This window comes from Kaistella chaponensis (assembly GCF_900156725.1).
Classification (GTDB): Bacteria; Bacteroidota; Bacteroidia; order Flavobacteriales; family Weeksellaceae; genus Kaistella; species Kaistella chaponensis.
This window is the reverse complement of the sequence record NZ_FTOI01000001.1, coordinates 58,260-75,059: the sequence shown is the minus strand read 5'-3', so window position 1 is coordinate 75,059 and position 16,800 is coordinate 58,260. Positions and strand designations below refer to the sequence as shown.

Sequence of the window (16,800 nt, the reverse complement as noted above, 5' to 3'; positions counted from 1 at the left end):
GTACTGAAGTTAAATATCTGAATCATAAATTTTTGTTAATTTAAATTTTAAATAAAATTTATTCAATCTTGCAGACCAATCAGAAAAAGAATTCAGACCGATATTAATAGAACTATCTTCCTGTAAATCGAAGTCCTGAACTGTTAGAAGTTCTCATTGGTGGAGCTTGTTTTTTCAGTTCAGAATTCATTTCGACTTTTCTATCTCCGCCTTTATTTCTCAAACCAGAACCGGAATCGTTTGATCGAAATCCTCCATTATTTCGTGGAGCCACTGGTTGCGACTTTGTACCGTTGTTATTTCTAAATCCTCCGTTATCACGTTGTCGGATATTTTTCACAGCATCATTTGGATTATTTCTAAAACCGTCGCTATTTCTATTGGCATCGTTTCTAAAACCGCCGTCGTACGAGTTATTTTGCCAGTTTCCGTCGTTGTTTCTGGTGGAATCTCTAAATCCCATTTCATGTCTAGGATTGTTTTGTTGGTATTGCTCCCGATCAATCCTGTATCGGTTGATATTGATATTTCGATATCTTGGAACCACATATATATTGGTTACATAATGTTGTCTCCTGTAATTCTGGTAATAAACAACCGGGTTATAACCTTGGTAATAATTATTTTGAAAAATCACAAAAATTCGTGGACCCATAATATTTTGCAAAGCATAAAAACGATCGTAATACCATCTGTCGGGATTGTATCTGTAATAAGAATTCCATGCACTGTATGAAGCATAGCGATCATTCAACATCATGATTTGCTCAATTTGCCACGGTGACAATCGGTGTCTTGCAAAAAAACGGTTCCAGTTCACCTCATAAATACTTTGCCGATAATCATTATAAGAACTTTGATAAAAATCATCGGTATAATAATCCGAGGGATATTCATAGTAATAATCATCCGGAAAATACATGGCATCTTCTTCGTTGCTATAATAGGTATTATTCGTGTTGTTTGAACTGGTCGGATAAGGATCCGGATAATATTGCGCGGAAATTAATGCTGATAAAAGCACCGAAATTCCATAAAATATTTTTTTCATTTTTTTGCCGTTTGTTTTAGTTATTGATACGTTCTTCTTACAAAATCATGCCAAGAATCGAACTTAAAACCTTTAATACAAGGGATTTAAACCCGAACTTCACTTCTTTGATGCCAATAAAAAAGGGAAGTTAAAACCAAAGTTTTAAATTCCCTTCCTAAAACCGTAAACACTTGAAAACCAATTATTAAAAATAAGTTAAACGCAGCTGCTACAATTTGCAAATATCTTATTTTTCTATATTCTGTTCGAATCTTTAACCCATGCGCTAATTTTGTTGTTAAAATCATCTTTTTTCAACAGATCTTCTACATTCAAATGCATTCTGTATCTCCAGTAATGAGGGAATACAGCTGGATTATTGATTCGTTCTTCATCTGGATTTGGATGTGCTAATTCTTGATCAGTTGCCAAAAATTCTTGAAGTGGGAAAATAGCTAACATTGCATCATTATAAAGATGTTGCTTCATAATGATTTCCGCGAGTTGCGGCTCTAAATTCCAAGGTGCAGTTCCAGATTGCCCCAATTGCTTGTTAAAATATTCTTGGGTGAAAATTCGGTCTTCATGCCACCATTGTCTTAGGGTAGAACTATCGTGCGAACTTGCAGTCACTACATTCATATAACCAGCATTTTTCGGATTATACCATGCAATATTTTCAGAAGGCATTCTCTGCACTTTCAGCGCAGTAATCGCCAATCGATCCATAACTTGTGGTACAGAATCTGGAACTAATCCTAAATCTTCGCCACAAATTAGCATGTCGGTCGAGTTCAAAATAACAGGAAGCGTTTCCATGGCTTTTTGGTACCAAAGTCCATCTTGTCTTTTGAAAAAGTAATCTACATACAGATCATCAATTGCATTTTTCTCTCTATCTGATAAATATTGGTAAGATTTTGTCTTGTTGATATTGAACCGTGGATGATAAACCACCGCACCATCTCTTGTTTCTTCAGGCAAGAAAAGCACATTTGCACAAAGTGAAATTAATTTACTTTCTGCCCAACCTTGAGGATTTTCTTTAAAGTAATCTGATAATTTTCTTTGGGTATTAAATTCTTCTTTAAAAGTATAGGTTCCATTAAAATGATTATTCATAAACTGGTTATGAATCGCATCTCTTTCGTCACCAAAGTAATCCCAAAGAATCTGATCGTTGATAAAAGGTTTGCAATAACGGTCTTCATTGAAAGGAATATTCCTAGCTTGAAACTCTTCCATTTTCACAGGAACTGCAGGATAAAAATAACCCAAAATTCCTTGCGTCGCACTCATCGGCATTCTCCAAATTCTAAAAAATCCCAGAATATGGTCAATTCTCATCGCATCAAAATATTGCTCCAAAGCTTTGAAACGGTTTTTCCACCAACGGTAACCATCTTCTTTCATCGCTTCCCAATTATAAGTTGGGAATTCCCAGTTTTGTCCGAGATCTGTAAATTGATCAGGTGGTGCTCCGGCTTGGAAATTCATACCAAACAATTCGGGTTCTGTCCAGGCTTCAACAGAATATCTATAAATTCCGATAGGCAAATCTCCTTTAACAGAAACTCCTAAACCGTGCGTATAATCGATTGCATCTTTTAACTGAAGATGAAGTTGATACTGAACCCAAGAATGCAGCATTGTCGTATCAAAATCTTTGCTTTTCGCAGTAAAAAACGGTGCGATCTTTCCGGCAATATATTTTTTATGCGTTTTCCAGTCGTTGAAATTGGGCGTTTTATACTTATCGCGCTGTACGCAAAAAGCGGAATAAGGCAGAAGCCATTCTTCATTATCTTTGATAAATTTCTTGAAACTACGGTCTTTTAGAATTTTATCTTTGTTAAGTTCAAAAACAGCTTTTACATAGTTCCATTTCCCAGAAATCATTTGCTCGTAATCGATGAGCGGTAAAGCATTGAGTTTTGCTTTTAGTGCATTGTATTCCTTAACTAAATTATCCGGTAAAGAAAAATCCAGTTTTTCAATGGACAAATATTGAGGATGAAGCGCATAAACAGAAATTGCTGCGTAGGGATATGAATCGGTCCACGTATAATTTGCAGTGGTATCATTAATTGGTAAAATCTGCAAAATAGAAAGATTCGTTTTTTTCGCCCAATCTGCTAAAATTTTCAAATCTGGAAATTCTCCTACACCGAAACCATTTTCAGATTTCAATGCAAAAACCGGAACTGCAACACCGGCTGCGTGGTACATTTCAAAAGCTTTAAATTTGAAAAAATGATCGGCTTTTATCTGCAAAATATTTTTTTCTGCATTGGGTAAAGCCCAGCGATTGTCACCGTATTCAATATCGAAAACCTGACCAGAATCGGTATTCAACAAACCGTATTTATACTGAATAAGTTGTTCCGTTGGCAATTCCAACGCAACTTCCCAAATCCCAAAGTCGGTTTGCAACATCGGTACAGCTTTCAAATATCCCCAATTTCCGAGCGCGTCATTATTTCCGAGCAACACGATTTTCCAGTTCGGATGATAAATCGGAGCTTCCAAACGAAACAAATGCGTATGCTTTTTCAAGACTGAAATTTTTTCGTTCTGGAAGCCGCTTAATTTATTTTTAAGAATTTTATTATTGAGATAATTTTCGGGGAAATTCTTGTTGTTCCAAACATCGAAAATGATAAATTCTTGATAGTTGTGCGGGAAATTCAGTTCGTGAAGAGAAAACTCTTCATCTAAAACAGTCCCACCATCATTAACCAATTGATATTTATACGAAATTGCTTTGGAGAAATAATCTACTTCTGCGTCCCAGTTTCCGTTCTCGTTATAATTTAAAAAGTGATTCCTAACTTCACCTCCTTCTTCCATTACCAAAAGCTGGAGTTTTTCTCCCATTTTAGTTTTGAAATTAACTCTAAAATACAATTTCATAGCTTGTCATTTGAAATTGCAATTTAGGAAAAAAAAGGCGGAAAATTATATTTTTTACAATTATTTTTTAAGAGTTTAGATGTTGATTTACAGAACCTTGCGAAGAAGAATTAAATGCATGAGCAAAATCATCAATTCTTTGAAATTAATATTTAGAATAAATAAAAAACCTCTCCTAAATTACATTTAAGAGAGGTTGGTTTATAAGTAGGGATTACATTCTAAGCCGCCACAAAACAATTGATGGTCTAAGAAATCGAATAACTTGTTCCTTCACGGCCATCTTTCAATTCAATTCCTTCTGCGAGCAAACGGTCGCGAATCTGGTCGGAAAGCTCGAAATTTTTAGATTTTCTAGCTTGGTTTCTTAAGTCGATTAAAACCTGTAAGGTCTGATCGAGTTTTGCATTATTATTCTCTTCAATATTCTGCAAACCTAGAATATCAAATATAAAATTGTTCATCAAACTTTTTAAATCCTGTAAGTCGATTTCAGAAATACTTTCTTTTCCATCCTTTAATTTAAAGATAAAATTTACCGCTTCGAAAAGATGGGCAATTAAAATTGGCGAATTAAAATCATCGGTTAAGGCAGCGTAGCATTTTTCTTTCCAAGCCTTTAAATCAAAAGTTGAAAGTGAAGCATTCGGAAATGTGGCATTCGAAAGAACTTTCATCGCTTCCATCAAACGCTGGAATCCTTTTTCACTCGCGACCATTGCCTCATTTGAGATATCTAAAACACTGCGGTAATGTGCTTGCATAAAATTAAAACGCACGACCGTAGGATGAAAAGCTTTCTCGAAAAAATTATTACTTCCCGAAACCAGTTCCATGGGTAAAATATAGTTTCCGGTCGATTTACTCATCCGTTGTCCGTTCATGGTCAACATATTCGCGTGCATCCAGTAATTTACAGGTTCCGTTCCGTTGCAGGCTTTTCCCTGTGCAACTTCACATTCATGGTGTGGGAATTTCAGATCCATTCCACCGCCGTGAATATCGAATTTTTCACCTAAATACTTCGTTGACATTGCCGTACATTCCAAATGCCATCCGGGAAAACCTTCACCCCAAGGAGAATTCCAACGCATAATATGAGCAGGAGAAGCCGCCTTCCAGAGCGCAAAATCTTGAGGATTTTTCTTCTCCGACTGTCCATCTAAATCACGGGTATTGGCGAAAAGTTCTTCGATATTTCTGCGGGAAAGCTCGCCGTAATTAAGGCCTCGTTTATTGTATTCTACAACATCGAAATAGACGGATTTATTACTCTCATAAGCAAAACCTTTGTCGATTAATTTCTGAGTCAGTTCGATCTGTTCCAAAATATGTCCGGTTGCGGTAGGTTCGATCGTAGGGGGAAGAAAATTAAACAACTCTAAAACCCGGTGAAAATCGACGGTATATTTCTGAACAATTTCCATTGGCTCCAGTTTTTCCAGCCGTGATTGTTTCACAAAACGGTCATTGTCAACATCGCCATCATCGGTTAAATGTCCTGCATCTGTAATATTTCTCACGTACCGCACTTTGTAACCCAAATGAACGAGCGAGCGGTAAATAAAATCGAAAGACATGAAGGTGCGCACATTTCCCAAATGCACATTGCTGTAAACGGTCGGTCCACAAACGTACATTCCAACACTCTTTTCGTGTATTGATTTAAAGATTTCTTTTTCGCCGGAAAGGGAATTGTATATTGTTAAATTCATTTTTATATTAAGTTTGAAATTACTCCAAATTGGAGCGATTACCGACATAATGAAGGAATTCTTGTCTGGTAATCGAATTGGTTCTGAAAAGCCCACTAAGTTCCGCAGTTGTAGTTGAACTAGCGGTGTCTTTGATGCCGCGACAGTTCACGCATAAATGTTTGGCTTCAATGATACAGGCAACATCTTTGGTTCCCAATGCTACTTTCAAAGCCTCCACAATCTGCATCGTCAAACGCTCCTGAACCTGTGGTCGTTTCGCGTAATAATCTACAACTCTGTTTATTTTCGAAAGGCCAATTACTTCACCATTAGAAATATAAGCAACATGCGCTCTACCAATAATCGGGAGAAAATGATGTTCGCAAAATGAATAAACGGTAATGTCTTTTTCCACCAGCATTTGGCGGTATTTGTATTTATTTGAAAAGGTAGAAATGCGTGGATTATTTTCTGGCAGAAGACCGCCAAAAATTTCATTCACATACATTTTCGCAACACGTTTCGGGGAATCTTTCAGGGAGTCATCGGTCATATCCATTCCTAAAGTTTCCATAATTTGATGGAAATGCTTTTGGATAATCTCGATTTTTTCTTCTGGTGATTTTTCAAAAGCGTCATCTCGCAAAGGTGTAAATCCTTTTCCGGTGAACAGATCATCGTCGTTGTCGAAATTTTTACTCATATCGTTATTTACTGGTAAGCAAAATTAAGGATTTAATTTCTATTTCCGTCACCAAAAATCCCTCGCCAAAAGTGAGGGATTTTAAGGGAAACAAATTCGATTCAATTTTAGAATCCGCCACTTCCGGAGAAGGTAAATGTCGCAGTTAATCCCGCTCTGATCGTAGAAAGTGGGAATGCTGTAGAAATTTTGTATTTGGTTAACAACTGATCGTAAAAGAATCTTATGTTAAAGTTTTGCGACATATTGTAATCTGCAGAAAATTTAAAGCTCATCACTCTTTGACCTCCTGTAATTTGGGAATCATTTTGTAAAATATTGGTGATTCTGGTCTGGCTGTCTCTGAGAGAGAAATCACCACGCAGATTCAAATCACTTTTAATGGTTCTGGATTTTCCTTTGAAATTCATTTTCATTTTGAGATCTTTAAGAATATATCCAAAACCTACAATGTACTCGTTACCGGCGTCTTCAGTCAAAGTTTGATTGACCAAACCGAGCATAAACAATCGGTCGCGGTTGTACTGCGCGCGGAACTGCATGTTATTTCTCATGGTAACATCTGCTCCGATCAGCGGCGCAAAAGCTTCCACGTAACCAACCTGAGAAAAAGTGTATGGATTAAACTGATTCCCAAAAGCATCAATTTTCGGTGCAGTTGAATTATTTTGTTGGTTATAAAAATCAACACTCGACTGGATTCCAGTTGCCGTGAAAGTGGAAGTATAACCGTGAAGAATATCAAATTTAGAAAACTGACTGTTGATCAACGGAATGTTTTTCAGCCCAGAATAAGTCACTCTCCAGTTTGGAAGAGGGAATCCTGATTTCTTCGGATCGGAAAGTCTGCCATTTACAGATCGTCCTTCTACAGCCGCCTGAAATGCAGGAATTAAAACATAAGCATCTGCTAAACCACGACCTTTGGCAAAATCGGTCTGATTATAAACACCACCTGATTGTATGAAAATTTGTTTCGCATTTTCATACATCGTATCGTAAATGCTTTTTCCATCTCTAAAAGCGGTATTAAAGGTCCACGTGGTTTTGGAGTAGCTGATCATATCGGTACCGAAAGAGTTTTGGAATCCATCTCTATTAGGATCTGCATCCACATTATAACCACCCTGAATGAAGTTGCTGTTGAAATTTTTCAGAAAATTAAAGTCGATACGGAAATCATTCACTGGTGCAACCTGAACATTGGCTATGAAATTTTGATTTTTCATTTGCGAATAAGGGTCATTCATGTACGGAGAATCAGAAATCCAACCGTTTTCGATAATGGTTCTTCTGAAATCTGCTTGTGATCCTAGAAGGAAACCAACAGTAGGTCCTCCTAATGTTTGACCGTAACCATACCAGTTTGGTGCAGAAAGCAAACCAGGGAGTACCGTTCCGTTATTTTCATTATAAGACAAATCAACTTGTTTGATAGAAGTTAAAGCGTACGCAATTCCCTGGAAAGGATTCAACTTATTTTTGAATTTATAACTTTTGAAACCTTTCTTTTTGCCCTTTTTCTGCCACACCAAATTATAAACATTGTTGAGGGAATCAATTTCCTGTTTGCGTTTCTGCATCGTGGTATTGATTTTTTGAAAATACTTAAATTTACTGAAGAATTTCGGCACATCAACTGCGGCAGTTGCGACAATATTATTGGTGTTTTGACCGATGCTTCCAAGACTTTCCGCACGTTGAGTCACAGGATTTATAAAGTTGGTCAACACGGTACTTCTCGCATTCCAATTATAGGTAAATCCGTAGCCAAGTTCTGCATTCACAAAGTCGAGATACGGTAAATATTCAAACGGGAATTTGTAATTCAGCTGTACTTTGTGGTTGTATAAAACAGGTCTTCCTGCACGGAAAGGATTGGCGAAAATTGAATTGGTGTTCATTTCGTACACATTCAAATTATCGTTCAACGTCCGCATTGCAGAATTAATTTCGAGTTTTAACGATTTGGTAAAATTAAATCCAATCCCATATTGCCACCCGAAAAAGAAGTTTCTGTTTTTGATGACATCAAAATCCTGACCTGCATTTCCACTAAGAATGGCTTCGATATTTCTAAATTCGAGTTCGTTGTAATTACGGTCGATTTCTGTACGGAAAGATAATCTTGTTGGAACAGGATTGATATTTACTTCTTTCAGCCATCTTAGGTATTTGTAAGATTTGGCAGTATCGCTCACAATTTTATTGAAAGGTCTTAGAACAAACGGCTTGAAGGAATAATTGTAATCAATATATCCTTTCAAATACTGACGGTAATTTTTCTTCGTATAAACATCTCTGAAGAAATCATCGTTGTAGATGGTCGTTACTGAAAGGTTTTCTACATCATAGAATTTCGGTTTTTTGTTCGGATTCATTCTTTCTTTACGCATGTTCACAACTCCTATACTTCGCTGTTGCGTGTAGGTTCTTGCGACTTTTTTCAGTTCCTCTTTATTTGGAGCCTGGTCAAAAGTTACATCATTATCCAAAGGATTATATTTCGGATCTTCGATGGTTTGCGTGTAAGAATAATTCACCGGAATTTTCATTCCCACTTTTTCAGGTAAAAATTTATCGACGTTTACGGTGGTGTTGATACTGAAGGCAGATCGTGCAGACTGCGCTCTTTCTGCAGGTTTCTCTGTGATTCCCCCAAATCCAATACTCGAAACAGAGGCATTTGCGTTCACCAAAGCGAAATCACCGAGGTTGAAATTCACACTTGCATTTCCTGCGTAACCGCCTTTATTTTCAATTTCAGAAAGACGGATTTCATTGACCCAAAGAACCAGGTCTTTCGAATCGGTGACTGATCTATTTCGAACTCCCAACATAATGGTGGATACGTTGCCTAAACTAGGGCGACCTTTGATGAATATTTTTTTATGGGGATCGATTGCGCCATAATCAAAGTCTTCTGTACGGTCATCAATTTTATTGTTTGGATTTTGATCGCGTCTTAACTTAGCATCTACAAAATTTTGAATTTCCAGGTTCACAGTATTCTCCGACGGCCAAATTTCTAATGGTGACCGCGCGTTGGTTGCCGTGTATTTCAGAGCCGCTTCATATTCGTAGTAGTTATCTGTAGCATCGCTTCCGAAACGGATGAAGAAAGTCGCATCTTTATCATAGACGGTAGAAGTCGGGTTTCGTAAATCTTCTGCATGGACAAAAAGTTCTAATTTTTTATAACGACGCATATCCAAAGCTACATTTTTGAATACTCCTTTTGTAGTTTTCAAGGCAATTGGCTGCGTTTTCATATAAAGTGAAGCTTCATTTTGTCTTTGAGCACCCGAATTTCCGCTGAGAACCTGTCTGTCGATTCCTGGAGGAAGTACGTAAGGAGGTTGGCTTAATCCGTTTTCTTCTAAGTTCACACTTCCTACATCAACTTTTTCATTGTCCACAGGATTTACTCCTTCCGTATCTGTAGTTGTTGTAGCAATATCTTTGGTATATTTTCGCCAGTCGCTTCTTACCAAATCCAACGTTCCGAATCGAATTGTTGATGCTTGATCGAAACCTGTTAAAAGCATTCTTGCGAACCGAACATTATTTAAAATTGAAGGATCTTTTGATCCACCAGAAGTCGGGTCTTTATCAAATTGCTGCACGGGAACACGGAACAAGTACCATTTGTTACTTCCGCTTTGTCCGTTCTGGAATTTCACCTCCACCGTTTTTTCATCAACAATAAATTTCTGTCCAACTGCAAGGCTTGATTTATCTAAATTGATGGTGTATTGGTTATAATTTTCGCTTTGATCTAAGTTATAATCTCTGTTTACATCTTCTGCATCCGGTGTTTGGGTAGAAACTTCTAAAGTATTGCTTTGGGAATTACCTTCGGGACCACGGAAATATTTGTAGCGCTCTGTTAACGAAGAAGCTTGCGCTCCCTGAAATTTATCAGAGAGATAAAATAGGAAATCATCAGAAGCAGGATCGGCAACTTTGGTGACAGGATTCACGAAATTGCTTCCGAATTTCGCAGCTTCACCTTGAGCTTCAAGACCGTCATAACCTAAATCTTGCGCGGTTCTTTCTTCATTTTCGGTGGAGAACGCATAGAGAATTGGGAACTGGTTCGGTTGAGTTCCCCATTTCGTTGATGTGGTATTTGCAGGAACATTTGGAGTAGGCAATCCGTTTTCGTACAATAATTTTCCATCTTTCAAAACATCTTCGGAGACGTTTCCTAACTGAAGTAATAATTTAGGATTTGCGCCTAAAGGATTTCCGTCTGCGTAAGGATCCATCATCCAGAATTCAACATATTCAATATTTGAATTCACGAAATTGGAGACAGAAATCGGTCGCATTAAACCCGCCCATCTTTGCTGAGTGGTTTCCGCATTTGGATTCACGTTATATGGTCCTCTTTCATTTGGAAAATAACTGAGGTCAAAAGTATTGGTATACAACTGTTCTCCGGCAACAAAATCTCTGGAATTGTATAATTCTTTCGTTTGAACTCGTCGCGAAGCATGATTAGAAAGTGCTTGTGCATTAATTCCGCCAGGAGCTGAACCGCCAATTCCGTAGAATCGTGGATCTATATTGTACCAAGTTAACAAACCTCTTCCGTTTCCGTGAGCGAGATCATCGTTTAAAGGTCCATTGGCGAAATAAGGTTCATTTGGGTTTTTCTCCGGTTTTGAAGCCAAGCTCCACAATGCTGGTTCCTTCAAGGAAATTTTAGAAGTCGTCTGTTCAAAATCATCAATATAAGATTGGTCTCCAGTTCCTTGATTTTGTCCCGGAATTAAATAGGCTCCTTCTGCCGCAAAACTTAAGTTTGAAGGAGCTTCAGTATTGATGAAAGGAATTTTATCGGTTAATCTCGTCAGGAAAGGCAATTCGTTATTATATAAAATATTGAAACCAGCCATCGTGTTGTTCACTGCTTCTTGCCCGAAATTTACTTTTTGCGTTAAAGGAGTTTCGGAATAATTCACCACCGTTCCTCCTATTGTTAGATGTTCATTGAACTTTCTTTCTAGATTTAATCCTAAAAATCTTTTTCTTTGGGTATTAAAAGTCAGCTGATTTTCTAAGGAAATATTAATTGCTTGACCAGATTGTTTTACGGTTTCATTAATGATATTGACCGTTCCGAGCATATAATCTACCGTATAGTCGATTCCTTCCTGCAGCTGAACTCCATTTGCAGTAACTTTTACCGAACCTTGAGGAACATTGATTGCCCCTAAAGAAATTCCGGTTCCTTGCGAACCTTTAAATCGACCTTCTAGCGTGTATGCTAAAGCCAATCGGTTTTCGGAAGCTACATTTTTGAATTTATCGTATAAATCATTAAAAACATATTTCGGATCACTGCTCCCTAAAACACTTTGAAGATAAGCGCCAAAAGGTTTCGCCTTCGTGAAAATTACTTTTCCGTCCTGTGGATTAATCGTTATTCCAGGTACAAAATCGAAAATCCCGTCTCCGGTCACATTTCCATTTTGCTGTAAATCGTTATTCATATTCAACCGATCCCAGTTGAATAATTTCAACAAATTCGTGTCCTGAACCGCGGTATTTGGTAAATAATTGACTTTACCACTTGTTGGATCTCTTAAAAAAACGTTCAGTAAGAAACCATCATTATTAATTTGATTAGAATTCAAAGAATAAATATTCTTCATCATCAAATCCCACATTGGAGTCGTGGTCGTAGTTTTGGTATTAGATTTTAACATCTTCGTGATAAGAACCGGGCTTTCTTCCGAAAATTCCCCGACTTTATATACTTTGCTGTCTCCATTCAAAGTATACGTATAGGCAACCGACAAAAGCTGGTTGTCATTCAACCGTTGATTCAGGGAAATATAACCCAATTGCGGATGAAAGGTAAATTCGTTTTGATTTAATTTCCTGGCTTTTCTGTTAAAAATAAATTCTTCACCATCGGTATAAGTGACCGGAGTTCCGTTGGCATTGGGAAAAGATTTCCCGTTGATGGTGTTGTAAGCGGTATTCACGTCTCTAATTCCGGTTCCTAAACCTGCAATTTGAGGATAAAGGGCATTCTGGGAATTATCGGGAAATCCTGAAATCCCTTCTCCTAGATCACGTATTCCTAAAATTCCTTTTTGATCCTGAAGATTTCCGGAGCCTTGATCCAAAACCCACGCTTCAATTCTGGTAATACTGATTCTTGAATTGATTTGAGGATAATTCAACAAAGCGGTATCATAATTATCTAAGAAATAATGCCCGATATAATAATGCTGATTGTCTTCATAGTCGATCGCATTCAATTTAAAGGTATTCATCACACCACCACCTTGTGCGACGATGTTTCTGGATTCTCCCTGTTGTTGGGAAAAGACTAATGTTCCAGTAGTTTTCCCGAGTTGAAATTCTGTTTTTAAACCGAACAATGATTCTGAACCCCGAATTAAACTGGTAGAAAGTGGCATATTCACGTTTCCAAATTCAATTCTTTTGATGATTTTATCTTCGCCACCTGTAGTTTTATCGTTTAAACCTTTGGACTGTAAATCCTTCCAGGTTCCTTTTGCTTGCCAAACCAGATTCATTCTATTCTCAAATGCAAATCCACTCTGGGTATCATAATTGGCTTTAAGCTGAAGATTTTCGCCCACTTTCCCTGTTAATCCAAGCTGGATTCTCTGTTGGATGTCGATGGCGAAACTGGTTCTGTTCTGGGGTAAAATTAAGGGATTATCGATCTTTTGGTAGAGTCCGCCGAGATCAAAAGAGGCAAATCCTTGTGGAATGATTTCAATTTTATTTCCTCCAAAAATTTCTTCGAAGAGCCTATTTTTTATTTTAAAACTCGGCAGTAATCCTTTTTTGAGTGCATCGGATTGATCTTTTCGGTAACCCAAATTATTGGTCGCCGATTTTTCATTGTAGTATTCCTTCAGCTGATTATTCAGCATATATTGATGATATTCGGCAGAAGTCATGGAAACAGGATTTCCGACTACCATATTCCCGATTTTGGGATAGAGAAAATACATTCCGCTGGAAACATCATAAAATGCGTCATAACGTAAAGGATTGGGCAGGGAAAAATCTTGCCGAACCGTAGAACTGTCCTGTGGTTTCACCTGTGCAAATACACTTGCAGACGAAAAACAAAGGAATATAAAAACTAAGAATGTATGCTGAAAAAAATTATTCTTCTTCAAATGTTAAATGTTTTTTAAGATTTGCTTCACCAATTGTTCAACTGAAAAATCAGGATTTTGCTTTAAAATGCGGTCTGCAATTTTCTCGCTCATTTTTTTGGGTATGCCCAAAACCTCTAATGCTGATAACGATTCTTCTTTAATTTTATTATTTGCAAATGTAGAAATATTTTCATCAGAATCTTTGAATTTTTGGACTTTATCCCGCAAATCAACAATCACTCTTTCAGCGGTTTTGGTTCCGATTCCCTTCACTTTTTGCAGCAGCAAACTGTTGTTGGAAAGGATTGCTGATGATATCTCTTCTAAGCTTAATGAAGAGAGCATAATAAGAGCTGAAACAGGACCTACTCCATTAACACTTATTAACAGATTAAAGAGTTCTTTTTCTAAAATTGTGTTAAAACCAAAAAGCAAGTGAGCGTCTTCTCGAATAATTTGCTGAATATGCAGGAAGGTAGGTTTTCCGGTTTCTAATTTCCCGGAAGTTTGCAGACTTACGCCCACATAATAACCGACTCCATTAACATCGAGAACCATGGAAGTTGGGTTCAGTTCCTGAACAATTCCTTTGAGAGAGTAAATCATAGTGTTTTTCTAAAAGTTTCAAATATAAGATTTTTAAAATTTATAAAAAAAGCAGTTTAGATGACTAAACTGCTTACTATTTATTTTGAAATTGATGCGTGGAATTGCTTACTATTATATTAAAAAAACCATGGTTTATTGCGATTGATCATTTAAAAAATTTCTCATCGATCAACCTTCGCCGATCTAATCTTTTTGTGTGCTTACTTTCCCAAAAAGCCTTTATATTGTAACTTTTTAGAAGATCATAGAAAGCCCGCTGTACTTTATAAAAGGAACTTTATCACCAATGATCATGAGTTTTAATCGCACCTCATCTAGGGAAACTATACTTTCTCTCTTCGCTGCGCATCCAAAACTGCGATCGTAGCCAAATTCACAATTTCATCTACACTTGCGCGCATTTGCAAAACGTGAACCGGTTGATTCAAGCCCATTAAAATAGGACCTACTACTTGCGCCACTTTCAATCCGCGGATGATTTTATAGGAAACATTCGCACTTTCTAAGTTTGGAAATACAAAAACATTCGCAGGAGTTGTTCCCAGTTTTGAAAACGGATAATCAGAAAGATGATCTGCGTTTAAGGCAAAATCGGGCTGAATTTCACCATCGACAATCATATTCGGAAATTTCTCATGAAGTATTGAAACGGCTTTCGCTACTTTTTTGGAGGTCTCTGAAATACCTGAAAAATTTTCAAAAGACAACATCGCAATTCGTGGTTCGATCGCAAAAGTTTTCACGGTAATTTCTGCCATTTTTGCGATATTCACCAGATCTTCGGAACTCGGACTTTGATTAATAGAAGTATCTGCGAAAAACAGCGGTCTTTTCTCCGTCATAATCATCATCATCGACGCAATTTTATCGACTCCTTTTTCTTTTTCGATTATCTTTAAAATCGGTTTCAGCGTGGATGAATAATTTTTCGAAAACCCAACGATCAAAGCATCAGTATCACCGTGACGAAGCATCAATGGACCGAAATAATCTCTTTGACGAACATATCTTTTGGCTTTATATTCATTCATCCCTTTCCTTTGGCGTAGTTTCCAAAGGGTTTCGCGGTATTTAATTCGGTTTTCTTCCTGATCATCGTCCATAGGATCAACAATCGGAACATCGATTTCAATTCCGAATTTTTTCATCTGTTCCAGCACAAATTTTTTCTCCCCTAACAAAATAGGTTGTGCAATTCCTTCTTCGTATAGAATCTGAGCAGCTTTCAAAACATTGTATTCTTCGGCATTTCCGAGTGTAACTCTTTTCGGATTAGAACGCGCTCTGTTTTGCATCATGCGGATGAGTTTCTCGTCGCGCCCCATTCTGTCGAGTAAGGCATTTTCGTAATCCTCAAAATTTTCGATCGGTTTTCCTGCGATTCCACTATCCATTGCAGCTTTGGCAACAGCTTTAGAAACTCGTGTAATTAATCGGTTATCGAAAGGTTTCGGTATAAAATATTCTCTGCTGAAATTTAATCCTTTTAAGTTATAAGCAAGAATTACTGCTTCTGGTACGGGTTCTTTGGCAAGATCAGCAATGGCTTTTACTGCGGCTAATTTCATTTCTTCATTAATCCCAGTCGCCTGAACATCGAGGGCGCCACGGAAAATATACGGAAATCCTAGAACGTTATTAACCTGATTAGGATAATCGCTTCTTCCGGTTGCCATAATGGTATCTTTACGGGTTTCCATCGCTAAATCATATTCGATTTCTGGGTTTGGATTTGCCAAACCGAAAACAATTGGATTATCGGCCATGCTCAAAAGCATTTCTGGCGTCATCACATCAGCTTTGGAAAGTCCGATAAAAACATCGGCACCTTGCAGCGCTTCTGCCAAAGTTTGCATCTCGGTTTCGGCTACAAAATCTAATTTTTCTGGGGTCAGGTTTTCTCTTTTATGATTGATGATTCCTTTTGAATCACACATTAAAACGTTTTCTTTTCTAAGTCCCAATTCCAAATAGAGTTTGGTACAGGCGATTGCTGCAGCTCCGGCTCCATTGACAACTACTTTCACGGCTTCGATTTTTTTATTTGCAATCTCTAAAGCATTAATTAAAGCTGCGGCAGAAATAATTGCAGTTCCGTGTTGATCGTCGTGCATCAACGGGATATTGAGTTCTTCCTTGAGTCGTTTTTCGATATAGAAAGCTTCCGGCGCTTTGATATCTTCTAAGTTGATCCCACCAAAAGTCGGTGCAATTCCTTTTACAATTTCAACAAATTTATCGGGATCCGTTTCATTAATCTCAATATCAAAAACATTAATATCTGCAAAAATTTTGAAGAGTAATCCTTTTCCTTCCATTACTGGTTTGGAAGCTTCAGCACCGATATTTCCTAATCCTAAAACTGCGGTTCCATTAGAAATTACGGCAACTAAATTTCCTTTTCCGGTGTATTCGTAAGCTAATTTGGGATCTCTTTCAATTTCTAAACAAGGAATCGCAACACCTGGTGAATAGGCGATCGAAAGATCCCGCTGCGAAGAGTGAGGTTTTGAAGGGACTACTTCTATCTTTCCTTTCGGCTCACTTCTATGATAATCGAGAACTGCTTCTTTAAAATTTTTCTCGTCTCTGTTCGTTTTGTTTGACATGTTTTTCTTTTTTTTTGCAAACGCAAATGTAATATTGATCAACTTTTAATGATTGGTTCATTGCTGTTGAAGGTGA

Annotated in this window: 7 protein-coding genes; all 7 read right to left on the bottom strand. The window is 37.4% G+C overall.

Features of this window, described 5'->3' with window-relative positions; genetic code table 11:
• Positions 1 to 112: 112 nt before the first annotated feature.
• A complete protein-coding gene (locus BW932_RS00330; RefSeq protein WP_076384230.1) occupies positions 113 to 1,051 on the bottom strand; it encodes a hypothetical protein in 939 nt (312 codons plus the stop codon).
• 237 nt (positions 1,052 to 1,288) lie between these two features.
• A complete protein-coding gene (locus BW932_RS00320; RefSeq protein WP_245820611.1) occupies positions 1,289 to 3,910 on the bottom strand; it encodes a 4-alpha-glucanotransferase in 2,622 nt (873 codons plus the stop codon).
• 284 nt (positions 3,911 to 4,194) lie between these two features.
• The gene (gene cysS, locus BW932_RS00315; protein ID WP_076384224.1) at positions 4,195 to 5,661 is read right to left on the bottom strand and encodes a cysteine--tRNA ligase; all 1,467 of its coding nucleotides are present in this window, start codon (positions 5,659 to 5,661) and stop codon (positions 4,195 to 4,197) included.
• Between the two features lie 19 nt (positions 5,662 to 5,680).
• Positions 5,681 to 6,346 carry a GTP cyclohydrolase I FolE gene (gene folE / locus BW932_RS00310; protein WP_076384222.1) on the bottom strand — a complete coding sequence of 222 codons (666 nt, stop codon included), beginning with the start codon at positions 6,344 to 6,346 and terminating at the stop codon, positions 5,681 to 5,683.
• 107 nt (positions 6,347 to 6,453) lie between these two features.
• A complete protein-coding gene (sov, locus tag BW932_RS00305) occupies positions 6,454 to 13,524 on the bottom strand; it encodes a T9SS outer membrane translocon Sov/SprA (protein ID WP_084566400.1) in 7,071 nt (2,356 codons plus the stop codon).
• A gap of 3 nt (positions 13,525 to 13,527) precedes the next feature.
• Positions 13,528 to 14,112, bottom strand: a complete 585-nt coding sequence (gene ruvA, locus BW932_RS00300; RefSeq protein WP_076384220.1) for a Holliday junction branch migration protein RuvA — start codon at positions 14,110 to 14,112, stop codon at positions 13,528 to 13,530.
• Between the two features lie 326 nt (positions 14,113 to 14,438).
• Complete coding sequence (locus tag BW932_RS00295; protein WP_076384218.1) at positions 14,439 to 16,724, bottom strand: NADP-dependent malic enzyme; 2,286 nt, start codon at positions 16,722 to 16,724, stop codon at positions 14,439 to 14,441.
• Positions 16,725 to 16,800 lie beyond the last annotated feature (76 nt).

What these genes read in the sequence shown, in the direction of transcription:
- BW932_RS00330 (WP_076384230.1), bottom strand. Translation starts at nt 1,051, where the DNA reads ATGAAAAAAATATTTTATGGAATTTCGGTGCTTTTATCAGCATTAATT.
- BW932_RS00320 (WP_245820611.1), bottom strand. Translation starts at nt 3,910, where the DNA reads ATGGGAGAAAAACTCCAGCTTTTGGTAATGGAAGAAGGAGGTGAAGTT.
- cysS (WP_076384224.1), bottom strand. Translation starts at nt 5,661, where the DNA reads ATGAATTTAACAATATACAATTCCCTTTCCGGCGAAAAAGAAATCTTT.
- folE (WP_076384222.1), bottom strand. Translation starts at nt 6,346, where the DNA reads ATGAGTAAAAATTTCGACAACGACGATGATCTGTTCACCGGAAAAGGA.
- ruvA (WP_076384220.1), bottom strand. Translation starts at nt 14,112, where the DNA reads ATGATTTACTCTCTCAAAGGAATTGTTCAGGAACTGAACCCAACTTCC.
- BW932_RS00295 (WP_076384218.1), bottom strand. Translation starts at nt 16,724, where the DNA reads ATGTCAAACAAAACGAACAGAGACGAGAAAAATTTTAAAGAAGCAGTT.